This is a genomic window from Streptomyces rubrogriseus, assembly GCF_027947575.1.
Classification (GTDB): Bacteria; Actinomycetota; Actinomycetes; order Streptomycetales; family Streptomycetaceae; genus Streptomyces; species Streptomyces rubrogriseus.
Genome location: NZ_CP116256.1, coordinates 1,908,246 through 1,933,415, shown reverse-complemented (window position 1 = coordinate 1,933,415; position 25,170 = coordinate 1,908,246). Strand labels below are relative to the sequence as shown.

Sequence of the window (25,170 nt, the reverse complement as noted above, 5' to 3'; positions counted from 1 at the left end):
GCGGCTCCGGCTTCCTCAGAAGCGGTACTGCTCGTCGTAGCCCTGGCCCTGCGTCTGGCCGTCGCCCTGGTAGGGGTAGGGCTGCTGCTCGGGCGGGAGTTCGCCGCCGTAGGGGTCGTCGGTGCTGCGCTGCTGCGGCACCCACACTCCGCCGGCCGGGGTCTCGCCGCCGTAGCCGCCGGGCGCGCCGGGGGCGTACTGGTCCTGCCCGTAGCCCTGCTGGCCGTACTGCTGCTGCCCGCCGGTCGTGTCGTAGCCGCCGGTGTCGTACGTCCCGCCGCCGTAGGTGTGGGTGCCGATGTACGGGTCGGAGTAGGCGGCGTACTGCTGCTGGGCGCCGGTGTCGTAGCCGTACTCCTGCTGCTGGCCGTAGCCGGAGTAGTCGTAGGCGTACGCCTGGTCGGCGCCCGGCGCGGTGGCCGCCTGCTGCTGGCCGGTGCCGTAACCGGCGTCGGTGTAGACGCCGTACGAGTTGGTGTCGTCCGGCATGGGCTGCGGTTCGTAGACGGCGGTGGTCTCCGCGGCCGAGGGGTCGGCGGTGGGCCGGGCCGGGGTGAAGACGTCGTCGCGGTCGTAGTCGTCGTGGCCGTACGAGCCGGTGTCGTCCTGGCCCGGGGCATGGCCCTGGGCACGCTCGTCGTAGCCGTCGTGGTGGTCCCGGCCGCCCTCGGCGGGTTCGAGCCCGGAGACCTCCGACGTCGGTTCCCGGCGGCCCCGTTCGGGACGCCCGCGCTTGCCGACGAGGCTCGCCGGGGCGTTGACCGCCCAGCCGGCCTCGAAGCCGCGGCGGAACGACAGGGTGACGTAGGTCTGGCCGACCGCGAAGGCGGCGGCACCGACGCCGATGACGAGCACGTTCGACATCAGCACACCGGCCACGACGCCGACGAAGCCGGCGAAGGCCAGCAGCCGCCAGCGCAGCCGCGCCTTGTACTGCAGCAGCACCTCGCCGAGCAGCCACAGCGCGACGACGCCGAACGCGATGTAGAGGACCGTCCAGCCCATGTACGCCCCTCTCCCAGTGGCCGTTACGCAGTGTGTCGCAAATACGTGCGGCCGGTCTAGGCCCGCGGTGGGTGGTGCAGGCCCAGGTTCTCGTAGATTTCCAGCGTCGCCGTGGAGTTGTTGAGCGTGATGAAGTGCAGTCCGGGCACTCCCTCGGCCAACAGCCGCGCGCAGAACTCCGTGGCGAACTCGATGCCGATCGAGCGTACAGCCGCCGGATCGTCCTTGGCTGTGAGGATCCGCTCTTTCAGCTCCGCCGGGAACGAGGCGTTGCTGAGCTTCGGCAACCTCTCCAGCATCTTCACACTGGTCACCGGCATGACCTCGGGGATGACCGGGGTCGCGCAGCCGGCCGCGGCGACCCGGTCGCGCAGCCGGAGGTAGGAGTCGGGCTGGAAGAACATCTGAGTGATGGCGTAGTCGGCGCCGGCCCGGCACTTGTCGACGAAGTGCGTGACGTCCGTGTCCCAGTCGGCGGAGCGCGGGTGCATCTCGGGGAAGGCCGCGACGCCGACGCAGAAGTCGCCCGACTCCTTGATGAGCCTGACCAGTTCGGCCGCGTACGTCAGGCCCTCGGGGTGCGCGATCCAGTCGGCGTTCGGGTCGCCGGGCGGGTCGCCGCGCACCGCCAGCATGTTGCGGATCCCTGCGTCGGCGTACTGGCCGATGATGTTGCGCAGCTCGGCGACGGAGTGGTCGACGGCGGTGAGGTGGGCCACCGGGGTCAGCGTGGTGTCGGCGACGATCTGCTGGGTCTCGCGGACCGTGCCGGCGCGGGTGGAGCCGCCGGCGCCGTAGGTCACGGAGACGAAGTCCGGGGCCACGGCCTCGACCCGGCGCAGCGCGCTCCAGAGGTTCTTCTCGCCCTTGGGCGTCTTCGGCGCCGAGAACTCGAACGAGTACGTCGTCTTGCCGGTGGCGAGGATGTCACGCACCGTGCGGGCGCGGTCCGTCCTCGTGCTTGCGGTTCCGAGGGCCATATGGGCAGGTTAGCCAGGGTGCGGCGGCCACCCAACCGGATGCGGGACTTTTGTCCACATTGTCGAGTTGTTGTCCACCCTTTGGACACCTGCCCGCCGTTACGACGGCCTGCGACGACGTCGGTGACGAGGTGCGGCTACCCGTGTGCCGGGGCCTGCCGCAGCCGCTCGGCGAACTCGGCCGCCGCCGCGCCCGGGTCCTCGGCGGCGGTGATCGCGCGGACGACGACCACGCGCCGGGCGCCGGCCTCCAGCACCTCGTCCAGGTTGCCGAGGTCGATGCCGCCGATCGCGAACCAGGGGCGGTCGGTGCCCAGCGCCGCCGTGCGGCGGACCAGGTCGAGGCCGGGTGCGTGGCGGCCGGGCTTGGTGGGGGTCGGCCAGCACGGACCGGTGCAGAAGTAGTCCACGCCCTCCTGGGCCGCCGCGGCGGCGGCCTCGGACTCGGCGTGCGTGGAGCGGCCGATCAGCACGTCGTCGCCGAGGATCGCGCGGGCGGCGGGCACCGGCAGGTCGCCCTGGCCGAGGTGGAGCACGTCGGCGCGGGCGGCGTGCGCGACGTCCGCGCGGTCGTTGACGGCGAGGAGCTTTCCGTGGCGGGCGCAGGCGTCGGCGAAGACCGCCAGGTGCTCCAGTTCCTCCGCCGCCTCCATTCCCTTGTCCCGCAGCTGCACGATGTCGACGCCGCCGGCGAGCACGGCGTCCAGGAACTCGGGCAGGTCGCCCTGGCTCCGGCGGGCGTCCGTGCACAGGTAGAGCCGGGCGTCGGCGAGCCGGGCGCGGGCGGCGGTCGGGGCGGTGTCGGGCATGCGGGTGTCCCCCCGGTCGTTCGGTGGCGTGGGCCCACGAGGGGCCCCGCGATGGTGGTGTGGGCCCACGACGGGCCCGGCCATAGTGGCGTACTGGCACGGCGCCCGGCGTGCGTGGCCGCACGCCGGGCGGTGTGGCGGATCGGCGATGCAGGTCAGACGGCGAGCGCCTGGGCGCGGCGCTTCACCTCCGTACCGCGGTTCTCACTCAGCGCCTGGGCGGGGGTGCCGGGCAGGCTCGGGTCGGGCGTGAAGAGCCACTCCAGCATCTCCTCGGCCGTGAAGCCGTCGTCCCGCAGCAGCGTCAGGGTCCCGACCAGGCCCTTGACGACCTTGTCCTCGTCGATGAAGGCCGCGGGGATGTGCAGCGCGCGGTTCTCACCGCGGCGTACGGCGATGAGCTGGCCCTCCTTGATCAGCTGGCGTACCCGGGTCACCTCGACGCCGAGCATCTCGGCGATGTCGGGAACGGTGAGCCAGGCGGGCACGAGAGCATCGGTCTTTGCGTCAATCTCGGTCACGCCTCCAGCCTGCCACCTGGCACTGACAGTCGGAAACCTGGCTACGCCGTGGCCGCCGTCGCCGCCTTCAGCGGCTTCGCCGGGTCGGCCAGCAGCTCCGGGTCCATCGGCGTGCCCGTCTGGATCAGGCGCCTGCCCTGTGCCAGGTCGCGGGGGCGGCCCACCGCGAGCAGGGCGACCAGGCGGCCCTCGCGCAGCCAGCAGACCGTCCACGCCGGGCTCGCGGGGTCGCCGCGCCACAGGGTGGTGTCGGCGGCGGTGTGGTGACCGGCGTACTGGACGAAGCGGCCGAACTGCTCGGACCAGAAGTAGGGCACCGGGTCGTAGGCCGCCGGGGGCTCGCCTCCCGGGGTGCCGACGATGTCGGCGGCGACCGTGCGCGGGCCCTGGAGGGCGTTGTCCCAGTGGTGCACCAGCAGCCGCTCGCCGTACCGCGCGGAGGGGAAGGAGGCGCAGTCGCCGACCGCGTGGACGTCCGGCGCGGAGGTGCGCAGGCGGTCGTCGGCCAGCACCTCGCCCTGTGCGCCGAGGGCGATGCCGGACCCGGCGAGCCAGCCGGTGGCCGGGCGGGCGCCGATGCCGACGACGACCGCGTCGGCGGGCAGCCGGGTGCCGTCGTCGAGGACGACCCGGCCGGACCCGCCGGGGCCGCCGGACTCGACGCGCTCCACGCGCGCGCGGGTGCGCAGTTCGGCGCCGGCGTCGGCGTACCAGGCGGTCATCGGCGCGGCGACCTCGGCGGGCAGCGCGTCGGCCAGTGGCCGGTCGGCGGCCTCCACCACGGTCACCGCGCAGCCCGCCTCGCGCGCGGCGGTGGCGAACTCGGCGCCGATCCAGCCCGCGCCGACGACCACGACGTCGTGCCGCCGGGCGAGTACCGGCCGCAGCCGTTCCGCGTCGTCCAGGGTGCGCAGCAGGTGCACGCCGGGCACGCCTTCCGCGCCGGGGAGCCGCACCGGTTCGGCGCCGGTCGCCAGGACGAGGACGTCGTAGGGCACGGGCCCCTCGGAGGTGTCCAGGACGTGCTCCGCGGGGCGGACGCCCAGGGCCTCGCAGCCCAGCCGCAGGGTGATGCCGAGGGCCTCGAAGTCGACGTCGAAGGCGGAGCCCTCGGCGGTGCCGAGCAGGACGGCCTTGGACAGCGGGGGGCGGTCGTACGGCTGGTGCGGCTCCGCGCCGATCAGGGTCACCGGGCCGGTGAAGCCCTGTTCCCGCAGGGCGACCGCGGTCTGCACGCCCGCCATCCCGGCGCCCACCACGACCACACGGCGCTCCGCGTCCGCCGCCGGCCGCTGTTCCCGTTGGTCCCGTTGTTCCCGTTCCCGCGTCTGCTCGCTCACCCGATCACCATAGACACCCGGCGTTTCGCCGGTCGGCGCCCGCACACCGCGGGCTGCCCGGCGAGGCCCCCGGCCCCGGGAGGCTCCCTTACAAGGGCGCCGCCCGGCGGGCTAGGGTGGCCGGAGCAAGGCACTCGCGGGAGCCCGGACGCACCGGGCTGAGAGGGAGGCTGGCGGCCTCCGACCGTACGAACCTGATCCGGGTCATGCCGGCGAAGGGAGGGGCTGGACGCCCATGTCGTCTCCATCACACACGCCTCCGCACACACCTCGTACGTCCCGTACGCCCGACGTGCTCGTCGTCGGCGGCGGGATCATCGGGCTCGTCACCGCCTGGCGGGCCGCGCGGCGCGGGCTGGTCACCGCCCTCGTGGACCCCGAGCCGGGCGGCGGGGCGGCCCAGGTGGCGGCCGGGATGCTGGCCGCCGTCACGGAGCTGCACTACGGCGAGGAGACGCTGCTCGCGCTGAACCTCGCCTCGGCCCGCCGCTACCCGGAGTTCGCGGCCGAGCTGACCGAGCTGACCGGCCACGACCTCGGTTACCGGCGGTGCGGCACACTCGCCGTCGCCCTGGACGCCGACGACCGCGCCCACCTGCGCGAACTGCACGCGCTCCAGCAGCGCTCCGGCCTGGAGTCCGAGTGGCTGTCGGGGCGCGAGTGCCGGCGCCTGGAGCCGATGCTCGCGCCGGGCGTGCGCGGGGGGCTCCGGGTGGACGGCGACCACCAGATCGACCCCCGCCGCCTCGCCCACGCGCTGGTGGCCGCCTGCGAGCACGCGGGTGTGGTCTTCCACCGCGTGTGGGCCGAGCGGCTCACCGTCGGGCGCGGGGACCGGGCCACGGGCGTCGTCACCGCCGACGGCACCGCCCTTGAGGCCGGTCAGGTGGTGCTGGCCGGGGGCAGCCTGAGCGGGCGGCTCGGGGGCGTGCCGGAGGCCGTGCTGCCGCCGGTGCGGCCGGTGAAGGGGCAGGTGCTGCGGCTGACCATGCCGCGGACGCCGGGACCGCTGCTGAACCGGACCGTGCGCGCCGTGGTGCGCGGCAACCACGTCTACCTGGTGCCCCGGGAGAGCGGCGAGCTGGTCGTCGGCGCCACCAGCGAGGAGCTGGGCTGGGACACGACGGTCACCGCGGGCGGCGTCTACGAACTGCTGCGGGACGCGCACGAGCTGGTGCCCGGCATCACGGAGCTGCCCCTGACGGAGACCCGCGCGGGGTTGCGCCCCGGCTCCCCGGACAACGCCCCGCTGCTCGGCCCGACCGCTCTGGACGGCCTGCTGCTGGCCACCGGTCACTACCGCAACGGCGTCCTGCTCACCCCCGTCACCGGCGACGTCATGGCGCACGCCCTGACCACCGGGGAGCTGCCGGAGGAGGCCCGCCCCTTCACGCCCCGGCGCTTCGACGCCGCGCCCGCACTGCCGGAACTCCCGGCCCTCTCGGAACTCTCGGAGCAGCCCGTATGAGTCACGTGACCGTCTCCGTCAACGGCGAGCCGCGCGAGGTGGCTCCCGGCACCGCCCTGGACGCGCTGGTGGGCACGCTCACCGCGGCCCCCTCCGGAGTGGCCGCCGCCCTGAACGAGACCGTCGTCCCGCGCGCGCGGTGGTCCGCCACCGCCCTGGCCGACGGCGACCGTGTCGAGATCCTCACCGCCGTCCAAGGAGGCTGACCATGGCCGACGATCCCTTCGTCCTCGGCGGTACGACGTACGCGTCCCGCCTGATCATGGGTACCGGCGGGGCGCCCAGCCTCGACGTGCTGGAGCGCGCGCTGGTGGCCTCCGGGACGGAGCTGACGACCGTCGCGATGCGGCGGGTGAACGCCTCGGTGCACGGCTCCGTGCTGTCCGTGCTGGAGCGGCTCGGCATCCGGGTGCTGCCGAACACGGCCGGCTGCTTCACCGCCGGGGAGGCGGTGCTCACGGCCCGCCTCGCGCGCGAGGCGCTCGGCACGGACCTGGTCAAGCTGGAGGTCATCGCCGACGAGCGCACCCTGCTGCCGGACCCGGTCGAGCTGCTGGACGCGGCGGAGACGCTGGTGGACGACGGGTTCACCGTACTGCCGTACACCAACGACGACCCGGTGCTCGCGCGGAAGCTGGAGGACGCCGGGTGTGCGGCGATCATGCCGCTGGGCTCGCCGATCGGGTCGGGCCTCGGGATCCGCAACCCGCACAACTTCCAGCTGATCGTGGAGCACGCGCGCGTGCCGGTGATCCTGGACGCCGGAGCCGGTACGGCGTCGGACGTGGCGCTGGCGATGGAGCTGGGGTGCGCGGGTGTGATGCTGGCCTCGGCGGTGACGCGGGCGCAGGAGCCGGTGCTGATGGCTGCCGCGATGCGCTCCGCGGTGGAGGCGGGGCGGTTGGCGCGGCGGGCGGGGCGGATTCCGCGGCGGCATTTCGCCGAGGCGTCGTCTCCTGCGGAGGGCTTGGCGGTACTGGATCCGGAGCGGCCCGCCTTCGAGTGACCCGGCGCTGTCCCGGGGGTCTCTTCTCCCACCGGCGCACCACCCGTTTCCGGTCCGTTTCCGGTCGGACAAGAAGTGGACCCCTCCCGTGGGGGTGCGCCGCCGTCGGCGGCGCACGGCGCGTGGGAAGCGTCACAGATGCGCTGCAGTCCCGGTCCGTTTCCGTTCGGCGACGCGGGGTGTCGGTGTCGGCTCGTACACTCACCTGCGTGGACACGACCCTTCAGGACCCTCTCGTCGGGCAGGTGCTCGACGGCCGGTACCGCGTCGAGGCGCGGATCGCGGTCGGCGGGATGGCCACGGTCTACCGGGCCGTGGACACCCGCCTGGACCGCGTGCTCGCGCTGAAGGTGATGCACCCGACGCTCGCGACCGACGCCACCTTCGTCGAGCGGTTCATCCGCGAGGCCAAGTCGGTGGCCCGGCTCGACCACCCCAATGTCGTCCAGGTCTTCGACCAGGGGGCCGAGGGGGCGTACGTCTACCTGGCGATGGAGTACATCGCGGGCTGCACCCTGCGGGACGTGCTGCGCGAGCGCGGGGCGCTCAGGCCGCGGGCGGCGCTGGACATCCTGGAGCCGGTCCTCGCCGCGCTCGGCGCCGCGCACCGGGCGGGGTTCGTGCACCGCGACATGAAGCCGGAGAACGTGCTGATAGGTGACGACGGCCGGGTCAAGGTCGCCGACTTCGGCCTGGTCCGCGCCGTGAACACCGTCACCAGCACCACCGGCGCCGTCCTCGGCACCGTCTCCTATCTCGCGCCCGAGCAGATCGAGAGCGGCACCGCAGACCCCAGGGTCGACGTGTACGCGTGCGGTGTCGTGCTGTACGAGATGCTGACCGGCGCCAAGCCGCACGACGGGGACTCCCCCGCGGCGGTGCTCTACAAGCACCTGCACGAGGACGTGCCGCCGCCGTCGGCCGCCGTGCCGGAGCTGGCGTTCGAGCTGGACGAGCTGGTGGCCGCGGCCACCGCGCGGAACCCGGAGATCCGGCCGCACGACGCCGTGGCGCTGCTCGCGCGGGCCCGCGAGGCGCGTGAGTCGCTGAGCGCGGCCCAGCTGGACGCGGTGCCGCCGCAGGCGCTCGCCGCCGAGCACGACAACGCCGAGGACCGCACGAGCGTGATCCCGCGCGCGCTGACGATGCCCCGGCCGCTGCCCGTCAACGAGGACGACGAGACCGACGGCCGCTTCGCTTCGGACGGCGGGTCCGGCGCGGACGGGGTCAACCGCACCAGCCGGCTCGCCGCTCCCCCGCCGGCTCCCTCCCCGCCCCGGCGGCTGCGGCTGCGCCGCGGGCCGCTGACGATCGTGGTGGCCGTCCTGCTGGTGTTCGGGATCGGCACGGGCGTCTGGTACATCAACTCCGGCCAGTTCACCAAGGTGCCGCCACTGCTGTCCAAGACCGAGGCGCAGGCCCGGGACCGGCTGGACGACGCCGGTCTCGACGTCGGCAAGGTGCGGCACGCCTACAGCGACACCGTGGAGCGCGGCAAGGTCATCAGCACCGACCCCGGGGTGGGCGACCGCATCCGGAAGAACGACTCCGTGTCCCTCACGGTCTCCGACGGCCCCGACACCGTGAAGCTGCCGGACGTGACGGGCTACAAGCTGGACAAGGCCCGCACGCTGCTCGAGGACGAGGGGCTGGAGCCGGGCATGGTGACCCGGGCGTTCAGCGGCGAGGTGGCCAGGGGCTTCGTGATCTCCACCAAGCCCGGGTCGGGCACCACGGTGCGCGCGGGCTCCGCGGTCGCCCTGGTCGTCAGCAAGGGCAGCCCGGTCGACGTCCCGGACGTCACCGGCGACGACCTGGACGAGGCGCGGGCCGAGCTGGAGGGGGCCGGCCTGAAGGTGAAGGTCGCCGACGAGCGGGTGAACTCGGAGTACGACAGCGGCCAGGTGGCCCGGCAGACGCCGGAGCCGGGCGGCCGCGCCGCCGAGGGGGACACGGTGACCCTCACGGTGTCCAAGGGCCCCCGGATGATCGAGGTCCCGGACGTGGTCGGGGACAGCGTGGACGACGCCAAGCAGCAGCTCGAGGACGCGGGCTTCGAGGTGGACGAGGACCGCGGTCTGCTCGGGCTGTTCGGCGACACCGTGAAGAAGCAGTCCGTGGACGGCGGGGACACGGCTCCCGAGGGGTCGACGGTCACCATCACCATCCGCTGACCCGGCGGCGGCCCCGGCGCCCGGACGCCGGACCGGCCGCCGCGGGCGGCAAGCGGCCGATCAGGCCGGACACCTGGTCGACGGGCGATCAGGGTGCGCCGGTGCAGTCGTACCCTGAGCCGGGGTCCGTCCACGCACCCTGGCATCCTTGGTGCCGACATGAGCACCGCATCCTCCTCCCCCCTGCCGCGCAATCCCGTCGGCGGCCACGTCCCCGTGGCCGGCGGCCTGCACTCCGTCGGCCTGTCCTACGCCCGTGAGCTGAAGGCGGAGGCCGTGCAGGTCTTCGTCGCCAATCCGCGCGGCTGGGCCACCCCGGCCGGCAACCCGAAGCAGGACGAGGCCTTCCGCGAGGCCTGCGCGGCCGGGTCGGTCCCGGCGTACGTGCACGCGCCGTACCTGATCAACTTCGGCTCGCACACCGAGGCGACCGTGGAGCGGTCGGTCGAGTCGCTGCGGCACTCGCTGCGCCGCGGGCGCGCCATCGGGGCGCTCGGCGTGGTGGTGCACACCGGGAGCGCGACCGGCGGACGGGAGAGGTCGGTGGCGCTGAAGCAGGTGCGCGAGCACCTGCTGCCGCTGCTCGACGAGCTGACCCACGACGACGACCCGTACCTGCTGCTGGAGTCGACGGCGGGGCAGGGTGCCTCCCTGTGCTCGCGAACCTGGGACTTCGGGCCGTACTTCGAGGCGCTGGACGCCCATCCGAAGCTGGGCGTGTGCCTGGACACCTGCCACATCTTCGCGGCCGGCCACGACCTGACCGGACCGTCCGGCATGCACCAGACCCTCGACCTGCTGGTGGACACCGTCGGCGAGGGCCGGCTGAAGCTGATCCACGCCAACGACTCCAAGGACGTGGCCGGCGCGCACAAGGACCGGCACGAGAACATCGGCGCCGGTCACATCGGCGAGGACCCGTTCCGCGCGCTGATGACGCACCCGGCGACGGAGGGCGTGCCGCTGGTCATCGAGACGCCGGGCGGCAGGGAGGGACACGCGGCGGACGTGGCGCGGCTGAAGAAGCTGCGCGACGGCTGATCCGCGGGGGCCCGCGAGGGCGGATCCGCGGGGGCCCGTGACGGCTGATCCGCGCGGGCCGTGCGGCGGGTCACGCCTCGGGGCCGTCCCCCGGCTCCTCCTGGTAGGAGTAGCGCTGCTCCCGCCAGGGGTCGCCGATGTTGTGGTACCCGCGCTCCTCCCAGAAGCCGCGCCGGTCGGCGGTCATGTACTCGATGCCGCGCACCCATTTCGGGCCCTTCCAGGCGTACAGGTGGGGCACCACCAGCCGCAGCGGGAAGCCGTGCTCGGCGGTGAGCAGCTCGCCGTCCTTGTGGGTGGCGAAGAGGGTGCGCTCGGCGGCGAAGTCGGACAGCCTGAGGTTGGAGCTGAAGCCGTACTCGGCCCAGACCATCACGTGGGTGACGGCGGGCGCGGGCGGGGCCAGCTCCAGGATCGTGGTGGCCGGGACGCCGCCCCACTCGGCGCCGAGCATGCTGAACTTCGTGACGCAGTGCAGGTCGGCGACGACCGTGGTGTAGGGCAGGGCACCGAACTCGTCGTGGGTCCAGCCGTGCTTCTCGTCGTCGGTGGTGGCGCCGAAGACCCGGAACTCCCAGCGCTCGGGGCGGAACTTGGGAACCGGTCCGTAGTGCGTGACGGGCCAGCCGCGCTGCAGCCGCTGTCCGGGCGGGAGCTCGAACCGTGACGCTCCTTGCGAACCGTCTTCTCCCGATCCGTGTTCCACCGGCTGACCCATGCCTCCATCCTGACAGACCCGGACCGATGCCCCTGACCCACCCCACTTACATTCGGGCAAAAGCCCACAATGCCGACTAAACCGACTAAGCCTGTACTTACTTACTAAGTCAAGACTTACTGGACGATCTTCGACGCCGGTGCAATCATGCCGCGCAACACGCCTGTTCCCGTTCGAAGGAGCGTCAAGCGATGCAGGGCGACCCGGAAGTCATCGAGTTCCTCAATGAGCAGCTGACCGCCGAGCTCACGGCCATCAACCAGTACTTCCTGCACGCGAAGCTGCAGGACCACAAGGGCTGGACCAAGCTCGCGAAGTACACGCGCGCGGAGTCCTTCGACGAGATGCGCCACGCCGAGGTGCTCACCGACCGCATCCTGCTCCTGGACGGCCTGCCGAACTACCAGCGGCTCTTCCACGTGCGGGTCGGCCAGAGCGTGACCGAGATGTTCCAGGCCGACCGGGAGATCGAGCTGGAGGCGATCGACCGGCTGCGCCGGGGCATCGAGGTGATGCGGGCCAAGCACGACATCACGTCGGCCAACGTCTTCGAGGCGATCCTCGCCGACGAGGAGCACCACATCGACTACCTGGAGACCCAGCTCGACCTGATCGAGAAGCTGGGCGAGTCGCTGTACCTGTCGACGGTCATCGAGCAGACCCAGCCGGACCCGTCGGGGCCGGGCTCCCTCTAGAACCGGAGGTACGGCTAGGCCGCCTCGGGAAGCTCCGCGAGGACCGGGGCGCCCTGGTCGGCCAGCTGCCGGCGGGGACAGGCGCCGCGCCCGAGCAGCGCCTGGATGCGCCGTACGCAGCCGCCGCAGTCGGTGCCCGCCTTGCAGGCGGAGGCGATCTGCCGGGGCGTGCACGCACCGGCCTCCGCGTGGCTCTTCACCTGTTCCTCGGTGACACCGAAGCAGCTGCAGACGAACACGCGGTTCACCTCCCGGGCGGGGTACAAGGTCGTGCCGTACCGACGACCGGAGGGCCCGACTGATCGGTGAGGCAAACCTAACCTTACCCATCGCGCAAGGCCGGCAAAAGTGCGAGGGGCGCGGATCCCGTGTGACCCGCGCCCCATTTCACCCGCCCGCCCGGGGGCGGACCGTCACTGGTCCCGGTACATCTCCGCCACCAGGAACGCCAGGTCGAGCGACTGACTGCGGTTGAGCCGCGGGTCGCAGGCCGTCTCGTAGCGCTGGTGCAGGTCGTCGACGAAGATCTCGTCGCCGCCGCCCACGCACTCGGTGACGTCGTCGCCGGTCAGCTCCACGTGGATGCCGCCCGGGTGGGTGCCGAGCGACTTGTGCACCTCGAAGAAGCCCTTGACCTCGTCGAGCACGTCGTCGAAGCGGCGGGTCTTGTGACCGGAGGCCGCCTCGTAGGTGTTGCCGTGCATCGGGTCGGTGATCCAGGCGACGGTGGCGCCGGAGGCGGTGACCTTCTCCACCAGCTCCGGGAGCTTGTCGCGGATCTTGTCCGCGCCCATCCGGACGATGAAGGTCAGCCGCCCGGGCTCGCGCTCCGGGTCCAGCCGCTCGATGTACTGCAGCGCCTCCTCGGCCGTCGTCGTCGGGCCGAGCTTGATGCCGATCGGGTTGCGGATCCGCGAGGCGAACTCGATGTGCGCGTGGTCCAGCTGCCGGGTGCGCTCACCGATCCACACCATGTGGCCGGAGACGTCGTACAGCTGCCCGGTGCGCGAGTCGACGCGGGTGAGGGCCGACTCGTAGTCGAGCAGCAGCGCCTCGTGCGAGGAGAAGAACTCGACGGTCTGGAACTCGGCCGGGTCCGTCCCGCAGGCCCGCATGAAGTTCAGCGCGTTGTCGATCTCCCGGGCGAGCTGCTCGTAGCGCTGGCCGGAGGGGGAGGACTTCACGAAGTCCTGGTTCCAGGCGTGCACCTGGCGCAGGTCGGCGTAGCCGCCGGTGGTGAAGGCGCGCACCAGGTTCAGCGTGGACGCCGAGGCGTGGTACATGCGCTTGAGCCGCTCGGGGTCCGGGATCCGGGCCGCCTCGGTGAAGTCGAAGCCGTTGACGGAGTCGCCGCGGTAGGTCGGCAGCGTCACGCCGTCGCGGGTCTCGGTCGGCTTGGAACGGGGCTTGGAGTACTGCCCGGCGATCCGGCCGACCTTCACCACGGGCACGGACGCGGCGTAGGTGAGGACGGCGCCCATCTGGAGGAGGGTCTTGAGTTTGTTGCGGATGTGGTCCGCGGACACCGCGTCGAAGGCCTCGGCACAGTCGCCACCCTGGAGGAGGAACGCCTCTCCCTTGGCGACGGCCGCCATCCGGGCGCGCAGCTGGTCGCACTCGCCCGCGAAGACGAGCGGCGGATACGACTCGAGGTCCGCGATCACTGCGCGCAGAGCCTCGGTGTCGGGGTACTCGGGCTGCTGCGCCGCGGGCAGGTCTCGCCAGGTGTTGCCAGCGCTCGGGCTGGTCTTAGCGTTCACGGTCACGCCTCAACACTACGGGGTCGCGCCACGCGGCCTTCGTGCGGCTCGACAGGTGAGACGAGACCCCCTGCGCGGACCACCTCGACCGGATTGGTAACCTCACGCGCCTTCCGAGTTCGCGTCACAGCCAACTCGCGGACATATTCATATCGAGCGCACACCGGGGTGGGGTTTTGAGCGCGGAGCACCGAAGAAACCGCAACAAGAAGAGACTGCTCGTCTACGGCGTCGCCTCGGCGGTGGTCGTGGCCGCCACGACGGGCACCCTGGCCCTGGCCTCGCCGGGCCTCCTCGGCCTGGACACCGACCAGGCCGCGGCCGCGCCCGCCGGGGCCCGGCTGCAGAGCGAGTTCGAGCAGGCCGCCGAGGAGTTCGACGTTCCGCAGAGCGTGCTGATGGCGGTCTCGTACCGGCAGACGCGCTGGGAGGACCACGACGGGCTGCCGAGCACCACCGGCGCGTACAACGTCATGGGGCTCACCGACGTCGACGCGGACATCCTGGAGAACGACGGCGCCGCCGAGGAGCGCGAGCACCGGCTCGAGCACATGAACCGCAGCGGCGACCCGGTCGTCGAGAAGCACTTCGACGCCGACAAGGCGCTCGAGAGCCTCGACGAGGAGCCCGTCGACACCGACGACCCGCGGCTGCACACCCTGGACGAGGCGGCCGGCCTCATCGACGCCTCCGCCGAGAAGGTGCAGAGCGACACCGGCGAGAGCATCCGGGCGGGCGCCGCACTGCTGGCGCAGTACCAGAAGGACGCCACCGGCTCGCTGCCCGAGGACCCCGGCGCCTGGTACCCGGCCGTGGCCCGCGCCAGCCAGGCCCCGGACACCAAGGGCGCGCAGCTCTTCGCGCAGCGCGTGTTCGAGTCGATCAAGACCGGTGAGCAGCGCGTCACCGCGGACGGCCAGGCCCTCACCCTGCCGGCCGACCCGGCGGTGAAGCCGAAGAAGACGACGGACCTGGAGCTGGCCGCGGCCTCCGCCGCCCCGGCCCCCGAGTGCCCGTCCGGCCTGAACTGCGACTTCCGTCCCGCCGCCTACAAGCAGAACGGCGGCATCGACGACTGGGGCAACTACAACGTCGCGAGCCGCCCCACGGCCGGCCACGAGATCACCTCGATCGTGATCCACGACACCGAGGGCAGCTACAGCAGCGCGCTCGGCGTCTTCCAGAACTCCCTGTCGTACGCCAGCGCCCACTACCTGATCCGCGCCTCCGACGGTCTGGTCACCCAGATGGTCGAGACGAAGAACGAGGCCTGGCACGCGGCCAACAAGACCCTCAACATGCACTCGGTCGGCATCGAGCACGAGGGTTACGCGATCAAGAACGGCAGCTGGTACACCGAGCCGCAGTACGAGTCCTCGGCCGCGCTGGTGAAGTACCTGGCCGGCAAGTACGACATCCCGCTGGACCGTGAGCACATCCTGGGCCACGACGAGGTCCCGGGCGTCCTGGACGGCAACGTGAAGTCCCAGCACTGGGACCCGGGCCCCTTCTGGGACTGGAACCACTACATGGGCCTGCTGGGCGCGCCCACCGGCGCCGGTGGCGCGGGCGGCCCGTACAAGGCCGGACAGGTGATCCGCGTCGTCCCGCCGTTCACCACGGCGAACCAGCCGAAGATCACCAACGGGGGCTCCTCGGTCCCCGCGCAGCCCGCGAACTTCACCTACCTCTACAGCTCTCCGTCCACCGGATCGGCCACGCTCACCGACCCGTACCTGGGCAGCCAGACCTGGACAGAGGGCTGGAACTGGGGCAACAAGGTCCTGGCCGGCGGCGAGTACGTGGTCGCCGAGGCACGGCGGGACTGGACGGCCATCTGGTACGGCGGCAAGAAGGCCTGGTTCTACAACCGCGACGGCGGCTTCGCCACCGCCGCCGGCACCCCGGACGTGGTCACGGCCAAGGCGGGAGCCGGCTCGGTCCCGGTGTACGGACGCGCCTACCCCGAGGACGGCGCGTACGCCGGCACCGGCGTGCCGGTCCAGAGCAGGAACAACGAGTCGCTGACCAAGTACGGCGTCCTCGCCGGGCAGAAGTACGCCCTGGCCGGCGGCGCCATGAAGGGCTCCTACTACAACAGCGGCAACATCGACGGTTCGGGCGAGGGTTCGCGCACGGTGGTCGTGGGCGACACCTCGTACTACCCGATCCGCTTCAACCACCGCATCGGCTACGTCCGCGCGGCCGACGTCCAGCTGGTCAAGGGCACCGCGCCCGACCCCGGCACCGACCGGTACAACATCCTCGGCCGGGACGCGTCGGGCGTGCTGTGGCAGTACCAGGGCACCGGCAGCGCCTCCTCACCGTTCTTCGGCCGCTTCCGCGTCGGCGGCGGCTGGGACGCCTACAACGTGGTGACGACGCTGACGGCGCTGCGCGCCGACGGCACCGGCGACATGGTGGCCCGCGACAAGAGCGGTGTGCTCTGGTACTACAAGGGCAGCGGCAACCCGTCCGCGCCGTTCGAGCGCCGCACCAGGGTCGGCGGCGGCTGGTCCGTCTACGACGTGATCACCGGCGCCCGGGACATCACCGGTGACGGCAAGCCGGACCTGATCGCCCGCGACAAGAGCGGCGGGCTCTGGCTCTACCAGGGCACCGGCAGCGCCTCCGCCCCCTTCCGGACCAAGTCCCCCATCGGCAGCGGCTGGAACACGTACAACGCGCTGACCGACACCGGCGACCTCACCGGCGACGGCAGGCCCGACCTGGTCGCCCGCGACAAGAACGGTGTCCTGTGGCTCTACAAGGGCAAGGCCAACGCGGCGTCCCCGTACGAGCGCCGCACCAGCATCGGCAGCGGCTGGAACACGTACAACGTGCTGCGCGGCCCCAGCGACCTGAACCGGGACGGCAGGCCCGACCTCGTCGGCCGTGACAAGAACGGCGTGCTCTATTTCTACGAGGGCACCGGCAGCGCCTCGGCGCCGTTCAAGCGCCGCACCACGATCGGCAGCGGCTGGAACACGTACGGCCTGATCATCTGAGGCCTCCGCCGGTGATCCACCGGCGATCCGGCGCACCGTCCGCGGCGTCGCGGTCGTCCCGCATCGCGGGATGTGCCGCGGCGCCGCGCGCGCATGCGCTAGGGTCGTCGGCATGTTCGCGCACTCGACCCAGAACTGGTGGTGGACCGCTCACCCGGCGGCCCACTGACTGCGCGCGACTCCAGACTCGCGAAGGCCGCCCGAGGGGCGGCCTTCGGTGTTTCCGAGCCCGGGTCCGTTCCTCCTCACCGACGAACCGAGAAGGAACCGGACCCATGACACCGCTCGACAGCCTCCTGACCGATACCCGCCCCTTCGCCCTGCTGCGCCGCCGCGCGCCCGGCCGCGACCACGACGTCGTGGAACTGCTGCTCGGCCCGGTCACCGAGCACGGCAGACTCGCCGACCTGCCCGACGAGGGGCTGGCGCTCGTCCCGTTCCGGCAGATCCGCGAGCGCGGCTTCGACGTCCGCGACGACGGCACCCCCCTGCTGATGCTCACCCCCGAGGAGCGCCACGACATCCCGCTCGGCGAGGCGCTGGCGCAGCTGCCCGCGCACGAGGTGAGGGTCGAGGGCGGCGGCTTCGACGTCGGCGACGAGGAGTACGCGCGGACCGTCGGCCGGGTGCTCGACGAGGAGATCGGACGCGGCGAGGGCGCCAACTTCGTGATCCGGCGGACGTACGAGGGGCGGATCCCCGGGTTCGGGCGGGCCGACGCGCTGGCGCTGTTCCGGCGGCTCCTGGAGGGCGAGCGGGGCGCGTACTGGACGTTCGTCGTGCACACCGGGGACCGCACGCTGGTGGGGGCCAGCCCGGAGGTGCACGTGCGGATGTCCGGGGGCACGGTCGTCATGAACCCGATCAGCGGCACGTACCGCTACCCCGCCGAGGGGCCGACGCCCGAGCACCTGCTCGACTTCCTGGCCGACGGCAAGGAGATCGAGGAGCTGTCGATGGTCGTCGACGAGGAACTGAAGATGATGTGCACGGTCGGCGACATGGGCGGGGTGGTGGTCGGCCCGCGGCTCAAGGAGATGGCGCACCTCGCGCACACCGAGTACGAGCTGCGCGGCAAGTCCTCCCTGGACGCGCGGGAGGTGCTGCGGGAGACCATGTTCGCGGCGACGGTCACCGGCTCGCCGGTGCAGAACGCCTGCCGGGTGATCGAGCGGCACGAGGCCGGCGGGCGGGGCTACTACGCGGGCGCGCTGGCGCTGCTCGGCCGGGACCCGGGGGACGGGCCCGACGCGGCGGCCGGACCCCAGACCCTGGACTCCCCCATCCTGATCCGCACCGCCGACATCGACGCCGACGGGCGGCTGCGGGTGCCGGTCGGCGCCACGCTGGTGCGCGGCTCGGACCCGGCGGGCGAGGTCGCCGAGACCCACGCCAAGGCGGTAGGCGTGCTGGCGGCGCTGGGCGTACGCCCGTCCCGGCCGCGTACGGAGGCCGGGCGTCCGCGGCTGGCCGACGACCCCCGGGTGCGGGCCGCGCTGGACGGGCGCCGCGCCTCGCTGGCCCCGTTCTGGCTGCGGATGCAGGAGCCGTCGGCCGAACTGTCCGGGCACGCCCTGGTCGTCGACGCGGAGGACACCTTCACGGCGATGCTCGCGCACGTGCTGCGCTCCTCGGGGCTCGCGGTGAGCGTACGGCGGTACGACGAACCGGGGCTGCGCGAGGCGGTGCTCGGGCACCAGGGCGGCCCGGTGGTGCTGGGGCCGGGTCCCGGTGACCCCTCGGACCCGGCCGACCCGAAGATGCGCTTCCTGCGGTCCCTGACCGCCGAGGTGATCGCGGGGCACCGGCACGGCGTCCTCGGCGTCTGCCTCGGCCACGAGCTGATCGCGGCGGAGCTGGGCCTGGACATCGTCCGCAAGGAGGTGCCGTACCAGGGTGCGCAGACGGAGATCGACCTGTTCGGGCGGCCGGAGACGGTCGGTTTCTACAACAGCTTCACCGCGCGCTGCGACGACGCGGCGGCCGCCGAACTGGCCGCGCACGGCGTCCAGGTGAGCCGTTCGGCGGGCGGCGAGGTGCACGCGCTGCGGGGCGAGGGCTTCGCGGGCGTCCAGTTCCACCCCGAGTCGGTGCTGACCCTGAACGGCACCGCGATCGTGCGGGAGCTGGCCGGTCAGCTGCGCGGTACGAGCACGTTCTCCGAGCGGCGGCCCTCCCGGTAGTCGAGGACGTTGCGCACCGTCGTGTCGACGATCTGGCCGACGGCGTCCTCGGTGTAGTAGGCCTGGTGCGAGGTGACCAGGACGTTCGGGAAGGTGACGAGGCGGGCCAGGGTGTCATCCTCGACGGCCTCCAGGGACTTGTCGAGGAAGAACAGGCCCGCCTCCGCCTCGTACACGTCCAGGCCGACGCCCGCGAAGCGGCCCGCGCGCAGTTCACCGACCAGGGCCGCGGTGTCGATCAGGCCGCCGCGGCTGGAGTTGATCAGGATGGCGTCGTCGCGCATCGCCTTCAGGGCGGTCGCGTCGATCAGGTGCCGGGTCTCGGCCATCAGCGGGACGTGCAGGGTGATCAGGTCGGAGCGGGCCAGCAGCTCGTCCTTCGGGACGTAGCGCATGCCCAGCTCGGCGCAGGCCGGGTTCTCGGCGACGTCCCAGCCGAGCAGCCGCATGCCGAAGCCGTGGGCGATCCGGGCGAAGGCCTCGCCGATCTTGCCGGTGCCGAGGACGCCGGCGGTGCGGCCGTGCAGGTCCCGGCCCATCAGTCCGTCGAGCCGGAAGTCGAAGTCGCGGGTGCGGATGGAGGCGCGCACGATCCGCCGGTTGACGGCCATGGCGAGGGCCCAGGCGAACTCGGCGACCGAGTGGGGCGAGTAGTACGACACCCGGGCGACGGTCATGCCGAGCCGGTCGGCGGTGTCCAGGTCGACGTTGTTGAAGCCGGTGGAGCGCTGGGCCACCATCCGGGTGCCGTCGGCCGCGAGGATCTCCAGGACGGCCGCGCCGAGGTCGGCGTTGACGGACGTGGAGACGATCTCGTGGCCGGCCGCGATGGGGGCGGTGTCCTCGTTGAGGAAGACGTCCAGGCAGCGGACGTCCCCGTGGTCCCGGAAGGCCCGCTCGATCAGGGGCTTCTCGTCGGCCTGGACGCCGAAGGCAAGGATCTCCATGACCGCTCCCGTCGTGGTGGGCTCCGGGCCGAATATACGACCCTCGGCCCACCGTCGCCGGTCAGCGGCCGTTCCGCCGGACGTCAGCCGAAGAACACGCCGACCTCCTCGTACAGCGCCGGGTCGACGGTCTTGAGGCGGGCCGTGGCCTCGGCGATCGGGACGCGGACGATGTCCGTGCCGCGCAGCGCGACCATCTTGCCGAAGTCCCCGTCGTGCACGCAGTCGACGGCGTGCAGTCCGAAGCGGGTGGCGAGCCAGCGGTCGAAGGCGCTGGGGGTGCCGCCGCGCTGGACGTGGCCGAGGACGGTGGTGCGGGCCTCGTTGCCGGTGCGCTTCTCGATCTGCTTGGCCAGCCACTCGCCGACCCCGGACAGCCGGACGTGCCCGTAGGAGTCCAGCGACTCGTCCTTGAGCACCATGTCGCCGTCGCGCGGCATCGCGCCCTCGGCGACGACCACGATCGGGGCGTAGGAGGCCCGGAAGCGGGAGGTCACCCAGGCGCACACCTGCTCGACGTCGAAGCGCTGCTCGGGGATGAGGATGACGTTGGCGCCGCCGGCCAGGCCCGAGTGGAGGGCTATCCAGCCGGCGTGCCGGCCCATGACCTCGACGACCAGGACGCGCATGTGGGACTCGGCGGTGGTGTGCAGCCGGTCGATGGCCTCGGTGGCGATGCCTACGGCGGTGTCGAAGCCGAAGGTGTAGTCGGTGGCGGACAGGTCGTTGTCGATGGTCTTGGGGACGCCGACGCAGGGCACGCCGTACTCGTCGGCGAGGCGGGTGGCGACGCCGAGGGTGTCCTCGCCGCCGATGGTGATGAGGGCCTCGACGCCGAGTGCGGCGAGGTTGTCCTTGATGCGCCGGATGCCGTCCCGCTGCTTGAGCGGGTTGGTGCGGGAGGAGCCGAGGACGGTGCCGCCGCGGGGCAGGATGCCGCGGACGGCCGGGATGTCGAGCGGGACGGTGTCGCCCTCCAGGGGGCCGCGCCAGCCGTCCCGGAAGCCGGTGAAGTCGTAGCCGTACTCCTGGACGCCCTTGCGGACGACGGCCCGGATGACGGCGTTGAGCCCGGGGCAGTCGCCGCCTCCGGTCAGTACTCCGACCTTCATCGCACAACCCCTTTGCCAGGGTGGGTGGTTGAGGCCACTGTCCCGCGTGGGTCAGGCGTCGTCCAGACCCCGTTCGATCGCGTACCGCACCAGCTCCACCCGGTTGTGCAACTGGAGCTTGCCGAGGGTGTTCTGGACGTGGTTCTGCACGGTGCGGTGGGAGATGACGAGGCGTTCGGCGATCTGCTTGTAGCTCAGGCCCTTGGCGACCAGGCGCAGCACCTCGGTCTCCCGGTCGGTGAGCCGGGGCGCGCCGGGGTCGTCGGTGCCCGCGGCGGGGGCCGGTTCGGAGGCCAGGCGGCGGTACTCGCCGAGGACCAGCCCGGCGAGTCCCGGGGTGAAGACCGGGTCGCCCGCGGCCGTGCGGCGCACCGCGTCCCTCAGCTCCTCGGTGGAGGCGGACTTCAGCAGGTATCCGGTCGCGCCGGACTTGACCGCCTCCAGTACGTCGGCGTGCTCCCCGCTCGCCGAGAGCACGAGCACGCGCAGCTTCGGGTCGGTGCCGACGACCTCCTTGCAGACCTGGACGCCGGGCCTGCCGGGCAGGTTGAGGTCGAGCACGAGGACGTCGGGGGCGGCGGCCCGGGCGCGGCGCACCGCCTGGTCGCCGTCGCTCGCGGTGGCGACCACGTCGAAGCCGGCCTCGGCGAGGTCCCGGGCGACCGCGTCCCGCCACATCGGGTGGTCGTCGACCACCATGACCTTGATCGGGTCCTGGCGGTCGGGGTCCGGCCGCTCGGGGTCGTGTCGTTCGGAGCCGTGTCGTTCACTCATGGTCCGCTGCCTTCCCCCGCGCGGTGGTACCGGCGTTCTTCTTCGGTGCCTTCAGTTCGACCTCCGTGCCCTGTCCGGGCACCGAGATCAGCTCGGCCGTGCCGCCGAGGTCGCGCAGCCGCCCGCGGATCGACAGGGCCACGCCGAGCCGTCCCTCGCCCTCGGCCTCGGCGAGCCGCCCCGGCGGGATGCCCGGCCCCTCGTCGCGGACGGTGACGATCACCTCGTCCGGTTCGTCCTCGACCAGGATCCAGGCGCGGGCCCGCTCGCCGACGTGCTCGCGGACGTTGTCCAGCGCGGCGCCCACGGCGGCGGCCAGTTCCCGCGCGGCACCCGGGGCCAGCAGGACCGGGGCGCCCGGCTCGGCGAGGTTCACCAGGGAGCCGGCGTACGGGGCGAGCAGGGCGCGCAGGTCGACGGGCCTGGCCGGGTCCGTCCCCTCCCGTTCCTCGACCACCCGTACGAGCGCGCCGTCGGCGGCGTCCTCGGAGACCCGGGAGACGGGCACCAGGCCGCCGGAGACCAGAGTGCGCAGGGCCACCTCCTGCTCACCGGCCAGCCGGCCCAGTTCGGCCGCCTCGCCGCCGATGACGGCGCCCCGGCGCTGCACCATCGCCAGCACCTGGAGGACGCTGTCGTGGATGTCCCGGGCCAGCCGCTCGCGTTCCCTGGTCGCGGCCTCGATCTCCAGGGCGCGGGCGAGGGTGCGCTCGGAGGCGCGGGCGACTTCGACGACGTAGCCGATCGCGATGGAGGCGACCCAGACGAGGATGACGTTGTGCACGGTGTCGCGGGCCGGCGTGCCGCGTTCGACCAGGTTGGCGACGGCGACGAGGGTGGAGGCGACGGCGGCCCAGCGCCAGCCGCCCTTGATGGCGAAGGCGAGCACGGACCCGGCGGTCCATATCGACGGCAGGGTCGGGCCGCCGTCCGCGACGCGTTGGTGGGCGTCGGCGAAGGGCGTGAGCAGGATGCCGGCCAGCGCGATGGTCAGGTCGGCGGTGAGGAACCGCTTGGTGCAGCTCGCCGCGTTCGCGAGCTTGGGGAGGGTGGCCAGGGTCCACACGAGGAGGACCGCGTAGTAGGCGACGGCGAGCCAGGGGCGGGCGAAGCCGGAGTAGGCGGTGGCGAAGAAGCCGATCGCGTACAGCATGGTGAGCACGCGGTAGCCGGCGAGCGCGCGCCACAGCGGCTGCTCGACCGACATCCTCATGACTCTCTCGCGCCTGGCCATGTCCCCCCTCCCCGGGCCCCCGTGTCCGGTGCCGCCCGGACTACGTGCCGGCCCGGTCCTTCCCGACCTCCGCCGCCTTGTCGCTCTTGGTCGCCTTGTCGTTCTTGACTGCCTTGTCGCTCTTGGCCGCCTTCTCCGCCTTCGCCGCCTCCGCGAGCTGCCGCTTCATGGCGGTCGCGTACATGTCGACGTACTCCTGGCCGGAGAGCTTCATGATCTCGTACATGACCTCGTCGGTCACCGCGCGGAGCACGAAGCGGTCGTGCTCCATGCCCTGGTAGCGGGAGAAGTCCAGCGGCTTGCCGATGCGGATGCCGGGCCGCATCAGCTTCGGCATCACCTGGCCGGGCGGCTGGATCTTCTCGGTGTCGATCATGGCGACCGGGACGACGGGCGCTCCGGTGGCGAGGGCCACGCGCGCCAGCCCGCCCGGCTTGCCGCGGTAGAGGCGCCCGTCCGGGGAGCGGGTGCCCTCGGGGTAGATCCCGAACAGCTCGCCGCGCTCCAGGACCTCTATGCCGCTCTTGATGGCGGCCTCCCCCGCACCGCGGGCGCCGGAGCGGTCCACCGGGAGCTGGCCCACGCCCTTGAAGAAGGCGGCGGTCAGCCGGCCCTTGACCCCGGGGGTGTTGAAGTACTCGGCCTTGGCGATGAAGGTCACCTTGCGGTCGAGGACGGCCGGCAGGAAGAACGAGTCGGAGAACGACAGGTGGTTGCTCGCCAGGATGGCGGGGCCGTCGGCCGGGATGTGCTCCAGGCCCTCCACCCAGGGCCGGAAGGCGAGCTTCAGCGACCCCCCGACGGTGACCTTCATCGCGCCGTACAACAACCCAGTGCCTCCCGTGTCCGTGGGTCAGACCTTATCCCGGGAGACCGTCAATGGCCCCGACGGCCCTGGTCGGTGTCCGTGCGGTCGCGTACGGTGAAAGACCCGCGAGTACCCCTGACGACAGGAGACCGAGACGTGTCGGTCCTGCCCGGAGCCGAGCCGTTCCGCCACGAGGGCGGCAAGGTCGGCGTCCTCCTCTGTCACGGTTTCACCGGTTCCCCGCAGTCGCTGCGCCCCTGGGCCCGGTACCTTGCCGCGCGCGGCCTGACCGTGGCGCTGCCGCTGCTGCCCGGGCACGGCACGCGCTGGCAGGACATGCAGGTCACCGGGTGGCAGGACTGGTACGCGGAGGTGGACCGCGAGCTGCGTGCCCTGCGCGAGCGCTGCGAGCGCGTCTTCGTGGCCGGTCTGTCCATGGGCGGCGCGCTGGCGCTGCGGCTGGCCGCCAAGCACGGGGACGCGGTGTCGGGCGTCGTCGTCGTCAACCCGGCGAACAGGATGCACGGCGTCGCCCAGCACGCCCTTCCGGTCCTGCGCCACCTGGTGCCGGCCACGAAGGGCATCGCCAGCGACATCGCCAAGCCGCACAGCACGGAGCTGGGGTACGACCGGGTGCCGCTGCACTCGGCGCACTCGCTGCGCGCCTTCTTCCGGCTGGCCGACGGCGACCTGCCGCAGGTGACCCAGCCGCTGCTGTTGCTGCGCAGCCCGCGGGACCACGTGGTGCCGCCGGCCGACTCGGCGCGGATCCTGGGCCGGGTGTCGTCGACGGACGTGACGGAGATCCTGCTGGAACAGAGCTACCACGTGGCGACGTTGGACCACGATGCGGACCGGATCTTCGCGGAGAGCGTCGCGTTCATCGGCCGGCTCGCGCCCGGTTCCATCGGGGAACCGGAGTCCGGTCTCGGCAAGGAAGGGACGACCGCAGGTGGCTGAGCACGACTCCGACCGCGAGGACCGCGAGGAGCGGGACCTGGAGCGGGAGCACCGCGAGGGACGGGAGCGCGCGGCGGACGGCGGGCCCGAGGCGCAGGGCGCGCCGTTCGACGAGGACGCCGCCTGGGCCTCGATCGTCGCCGGGTACGGGGAGGAGCCCCCGGACCCGCCGGGCGCCAAGCCGTTCAAGTCGGTCGAGGACCTGGCGCTGCTCGAGCCCGAGGTGAACGACGAGAAGCCCTCGGCGGACCGGCCCTCCTCGGACCGGCCGCTGGGGAGTTCCGTCGCGTTCGCCCCCGGCATCGGCCCCCGCGACCACACGCCCGCAGAGCCGTCCGACGACGACTTCGACGCGGACGACGAGGGCCACTTCGTGCCGCCCGAGCCGCCGCCGCTGCCCGAGACCGATCCCACCTCGAAGTTCGCCTGGCTGGGCGTGCTCGGCGGCCCGGTGCTGCTCCTGCTGGCGGTGGTGCTCGGCTGGGACATGACCTGGTGGCTGACGACCCTGAGCATCGGCGGTTTCCTCGGCGGCTTCGCCACCCTGGTCGTGCGGATGCGGACGGGCGACGAGGACGACGACGATCCGGGGCGGGGCGCGGTGGTGTAGCCGGGTGGCCGGCCTGG

The 25,170-nt window shown here is 72.6% G+C and carries 24 protein-coding genes and 1 riboswitch; of the genes, 11 read left to right on the top strand and 13 right to left on the bottom strand.

Features of this window, described 5'->3' with window-relative positions; all coding sequences use genetic code 11:
* Window positions 1–15 precede the first annotated feature (15 nt).
* The 5 genes from Sru02f_RS08440 to Sru02f_RS08420 all read right to left on the bottom strand — a co-directional run bounded on the left by Sru02f_RS08440 (window position 16) and on the right by Sru02f_RS08420 (window position 4,655).
* Window positions 16–1,005, bottom strand: a complete 990-nt coding sequence (locus tag Sru02f_RS08440; RefSeq protein WP_109031816.1) for an SCO2102 family sporulation regulator — start codon at window positions 1,003–1,005, stop codon at window positions 16–18.
* Window positions 1,006–1,061: 56 nt separating this feature from the next.
* A complete protein-coding gene (metF, locus tag Sru02f_RS08435; protein ID WP_109031815.1) occupies window positions 1,062–1,985 on the bottom strand; it encodes a methylenetetrahydrofolate reductase [NAD(P)H] in 924 nt (307 codons plus the stop codon).
* Between the two features lie 137 nt (window positions 1,986–2,122).
* Entirely contained in the window at window positions 2,123–2,794 is a 672-nt protein-coding gene (thiE, locus tag Sru02f_RS08430) for a thiamine phosphate synthase (RefSeq protein ID WP_109031814.1), read from the bottom strand.
* A gap of 155 nt (window positions 2,795–2,949) precedes the next feature.
* Entirely contained in the window at window positions 2,950–3,315 is a 366-nt protein-coding gene (locus Sru02f_RS08425) for an Rv2175c family DNA-binding protein (protein WP_087809829.1), read from the bottom strand.
* Between the two features lie 41 nt (window positions 3,316–3,356).
* Entirely contained in the window at window positions 3,357–4,655 is a 1,299-nt protein-coding gene (locus Sru02f_RS08420; RefSeq protein ID WP_373103418.1) for an NAD(P)/FAD-dependent oxidoreductase, read from the bottom strand.
* A gap of 126 nt (window positions 4,656–4,781) precedes the next feature.
* Window positions 4,782–4,893, top strand: a riboswitch (TPP riboswitch).
* Here Sru02f_RS08420 and thiO point away from each other — a divergent pair.
* The 5 genes from thiO to Sru02f_RS08395 all read left to right on the top strand — a co-directional run bounded on the left by thiO (window position 4,891) and on the right by Sru02f_RS08395 (window position 10,344).
* Entirely contained in the window at window positions 4,891–6,123 is a 1,233-nt protein-coding gene (thiO, locus tag Sru02f_RS08415; protein WP_109031813.1) for a glycine oxidase ThiO, read from the top strand. (Overlaps the previous riboswitch by 3 nt.)
* Window positions 6,124–6,128: 5 nt before the next feature.
* Window positions 6,129–6,329: a sulfur carrier protein ThiS gene (gene thiS, locus Sru02f_RS08410; RefSeq protein ID WP_109031812.1), complete on the top strand. Its 201-nt coding sequence runs from the start codon at window positions 6,129–6,131 to the stop codon at window positions 6,327–6,329.
* Between the two features lie 2 nt (window positions 6,330–6,331).
* The gene (locus tag Sru02f_RS08405) at window positions 6,332–7,129 is read left to right on the top strand and encodes a thiazole synthase (RefSeq protein WP_109031811.1); all 798 of its coding nucleotides are present in this window, start codon (window positions 6,332–6,334) and stop codon (window positions 7,127–7,129) included.
* Window positions 7,130–7,338: 209 nt separating this feature from the next.
* Complete coding sequence (gene pknB / locus Sru02f_RS08400) at window positions 7,339–9,303, top strand: Stk1 family PASTA domain-containing Ser/Thr kinase (RefSeq protein WP_167469518.1); 1,965 nt, start codon at window positions 7,339–7,341, stop codon at window positions 9,301–9,303.
* A 159-nt stretch (window positions 9,304–9,462) separates the two neighbouring features.
* A complete protein-coding gene (locus Sru02f_RS08395; protein WP_109031809.1) occupies window positions 9,463–10,344 on the top strand; it encodes a deoxyribonuclease IV in 882 nt (293 codons plus the stop codon).
* Between the two features lie 70 nt (window positions 10,345–10,414).
* Here Sru02f_RS08395 and Sru02f_RS08390 read toward each other — a convergent pair whose 3' ends face one another.
* On the bottom strand, window positions 10,415–11,062 hold the full coding sequence (locus tag Sru02f_RS08390) for a sulfite oxidase-like oxidoreductase (protein WP_109031808.1): 648 nt from the start codon (window positions 11,060–11,062) through the stop codon (window positions 10,415–10,417).
* Window positions 11,063–11,253: 191 nt separating this feature from the next.
* Between Sru02f_RS08390 and bfr the strand changes: the two genes are divergently transcribed.
* Window positions 11,254–11,757: a bacterioferritin gene (bfr, locus tag Sru02f_RS08385; RefSeq protein ID WP_007448529.1), complete on the top strand. Its 504-nt coding sequence runs from the start codon at window positions 11,254–11,256 to the stop codon at window positions 11,755–11,757.
* 14 nt (window positions 11,758–11,771) lie between these two features.
* Here bfr and Sru02f_RS08380 read toward each other — a convergent pair whose 3' ends face one another.
* Together Sru02f_RS08380 and Sru02f_RS08375 are read right to left on the bottom strand one after the other, a co-directional pair.
* Window positions 11,772–12,005 carry a (2Fe-2S)-binding protein gene (locus tag Sru02f_RS08380; RefSeq protein ID WP_030869393.1) on the bottom strand — a complete coding sequence of 78 codons (234 nt, stop codon included), beginning with the start codon at window positions 12,003–12,005 and terminating at the stop codon, window positions 11,772–11,774.
* A gap of 165 nt (window positions 12,006–12,170) precedes the next feature.
* On the bottom strand, window positions 12,171–13,523 hold the full coding sequence (locus tag Sru02f_RS08375; protein WP_109031807.1) for a class II 3-deoxy-7-phosphoheptulonate synthase: 1,353 nt from the start codon (window positions 13,521–13,523) through the stop codon (window positions 12,171–12,173).
* Window positions 13,524–13,693: 170 nt separating this feature from the next.
* Between Sru02f_RS08375 and Sru02f_RS08370 the strand changes: the two genes are divergently transcribed.
* The 3 genes from Sru02f_RS08370 to Sru02f_RS08360 all read left to right on the top strand — a co-directional run bounded on the left by Sru02f_RS08370 (window position 13,694) and on the right by Sru02f_RS08360 (window position 18,708).
* Entirely contained in the window at window positions 13,694–16,525 is a 2,832-nt protein-coding gene (locus tag Sru02f_RS08370) for an N-acetylmuramoyl-L-alanine amidase (protein ID WP_109031805.1), read from the top strand.
* Window positions 16,526–16,595: 70 nt separating this feature from the next.
* Window positions 16,596–16,694 (top strand): trp operon leader peptide, encoded by a 99-nt coding sequence (locus Sru02f_RS08365; protein ID WP_109031804.1) that lies wholly within the window; start codon window positions 16,596–16,598, stop codon window positions 16,692–16,694.
* A gap of 106 nt (window positions 16,695–16,800) precedes the next feature.
* Window positions 16,801–18,708 carry an anthranilate synthase family protein gene (locus Sru02f_RS08360; RefSeq protein ID WP_373103416.1) on the top strand — a complete coding sequence of 636 codons (1,908 nt, stop codon included), beginning with the start codon at window positions 16,801–16,803 and terminating at the stop codon, window positions 18,706–18,708.
* Here the strand turns inward: Sru02f_RS08360 and Sru02f_RS08355 are convergent.
* The 5 genes from Sru02f_RS08355 to Sru02f_RS08335 all read right to left on the bottom strand — a co-directional run bounded on the left by Sru02f_RS08355 (window position 18,660) and on the right by Sru02f_RS08335 (window position 23,589).
* Window positions 18,660–19,655 carry a 2-hydroxyacid dehydrogenase gene (locus Sru02f_RS08355; RefSeq protein ID WP_109031802.1) on the bottom strand — a complete coding sequence of 332 codons (996 nt, stop codon included), beginning with the start codon at window positions 19,653–19,655 and terminating at the stop codon, window positions 18,660–18,662. The genes Sru02f_RS08360 and Sru02f_RS08355 overlap by 49 nt on opposite strands.
* Window positions 19,656–19,738: 83 nt before the next feature.
* Window positions 19,739–20,767 (bottom strand): 6-phosphofructokinase, encoded by a 1,029-nt coding sequence (locus Sru02f_RS08350; protein ID WP_109031801.1) that lies wholly within the window; start codon window positions 20,765–20,767, stop codon window positions 19,739–19,741.
* Between the two features lie 51 nt (window positions 20,768–20,818).
* Window positions 20,819–21,541 carry a response regulator gene (locus tag Sru02f_RS08345; protein WP_167469517.1) on the bottom strand — a complete coding sequence of 241 codons (723 nt, stop codon included), beginning with the start codon at window positions 21,539–21,541 and terminating at the stop codon, window positions 20,819–20,821.
* Window positions 21,534–22,775: a MacS family sensor histidine kinase gene (gene macS / locus Sru02f_RS08340; protein WP_109031800.1), complete on the bottom strand. Its 1,242-nt coding sequence runs from the start codon at window positions 22,773–22,775 to the stop codon at window positions 21,534–21,536. Before macS ends, Sru02f_RS08345 begins: the two co-directional genes overlap by 8 nt.
* Window positions 22,776–22,815: 40 nt before the next feature.
* Window positions 22,816–23,589 carry a lysophospholipid acyltransferase family protein gene (locus Sru02f_RS08335; protein WP_167469516.1) on the bottom strand — a complete coding sequence of 258 codons (774 nt, stop codon included), beginning with the start codon at window positions 23,587–23,589 and terminating at the stop codon, window positions 22,816–22,818.
* Window positions 23,590–23,739: 150 nt separating this feature from the next.
* On the opposite strand from Sru02f_RS08335, the gene Sru02f_RS08330 reads away from it, so the two are divergent.
* Window positions 23,740–24,543 carry an alpha/beta hydrolase gene (locus Sru02f_RS08330; RefSeq protein WP_109031798.1) on the top strand — a complete coding sequence of 268 codons (804 nt, stop codon included), beginning with the start codon at window positions 23,740–23,742 and terminating at the stop codon, window positions 24,541–24,543.
* Window positions 24,536–25,153, top strand: a complete 618-nt coding sequence (locus Sru02f_RS08325) for a hypothetical protein (RefSeq protein ID WP_109031797.1) — start codon at window positions 24,536–24,538, stop codon at window positions 25,151–25,153. Before Sru02f_RS08330 ends, Sru02f_RS08325 begins: the two co-directional genes overlap by 8 nt.
* Window positions 25,154–25,170 lie beyond the last annotated feature (17 nt).

Bases quoted from the DNA above. Each gene is read 5' to 3' on its own strand.
- Sru02f_RS08390 (WP_109031808.1), bottom strand. From the start codon at position 11,062: ATGGGTCAGCCGGTGGAACACGGATCGGGAGAAGACGGTTCGCAAGGA.
- thiE (WP_109031814.1), bottom strand. From the start codon at position 2,794: ATGCCCGACACCGCCCCGACCGCCGCCCGCGCCCGGCTCGCCGACGCC.
- Sru02f_RS08395 (WP_109031809.1), top strand. From the start codon at position 9,463: ATGAGCACCGCATCCTCCTCCCCCCTGCCGCGCAATCCCGTCGGCGGC.
- Sru02f_RS08365 (WP_109031804.1), top strand. From the start codon at position 16,596: ATGTGCCGCGGCGCCGCGCGCGCATGCGCTAGGGTCGTCGGCATGTTC.
- Sru02f_RS08350 (WP_109031801.1), bottom strand. From the start codon at position 20,767: ATGAAGGTCGGAGTACTGACCGGAGGCGGCGACTGCCCCGGGCTCAAC.
- bfr (WP_007448529.1), top strand. From the start codon at position 11,254: ATGCAGGGCGACCCGGAAGTCATCGAGTTCCTCAATGAGCAGCTGACC.
- Sru02f_RS08355 (WP_109031802.1), bottom strand. From the start codon at position 19,655: ATGGAGATCCTTGCCTTCGGCGTCCAGGCCGACGAGAAGCCCCTGATC.
- Sru02f_RS08345 (WP_167469517.1), bottom strand. From the start codon at position 21,541: ATGAGTGAACGACACGGCTCCGAACGACACGACCCCGAGCGGCCGGAC.
- Sru02f_RS08405 (WP_109031811.1), top strand. From the start codon at position 6,332: ATGGCCGACGATCCCTTCGTCCTCGGCGGTACGACGTACGCGTCCCGC.
- thiO (WP_109031813.1), top strand. From the start codon at position 4,891: ATGTCGTCTCCATCACACACGCCTCCGCACACACCTCGTACGTCCCGT.
- metF (WP_109031815.1), bottom strand. From the start codon at position 1,985: ATGGCCCTCGGAACCGCAAGCACGAGGACGGACCGCGCCCGCACGGTG.
- Sru02f_RS08335 (WP_167469516.1), bottom strand. From the start codon at position 23,589: ATGAAGGTCACCGTCGGGGGGTCGCTGAAGCTCGCCTTCCGGCCCTGG.
- Sru02f_RS08440 (WP_109031816.1), bottom strand. From the start codon at position 1,005: ATGGGCTGGACGGTCCTCTACATCGCGTTCGGCGTCGTCGCGCTGTGG.
- macS (WP_109031800.1), bottom strand. From the start codon at position 22,775: ATGGCCAGGCGCGAGAGAGTCATGAGGATGTCGGTCGAGCAGCCGCTG.
- Sru02f_RS08360 (WP_373103416.1), top strand. From the start codon at position 16,801: ATGACACCGCTCGACAGCCTCCTGACCGATACCCGCCCCTTCGCCCTG.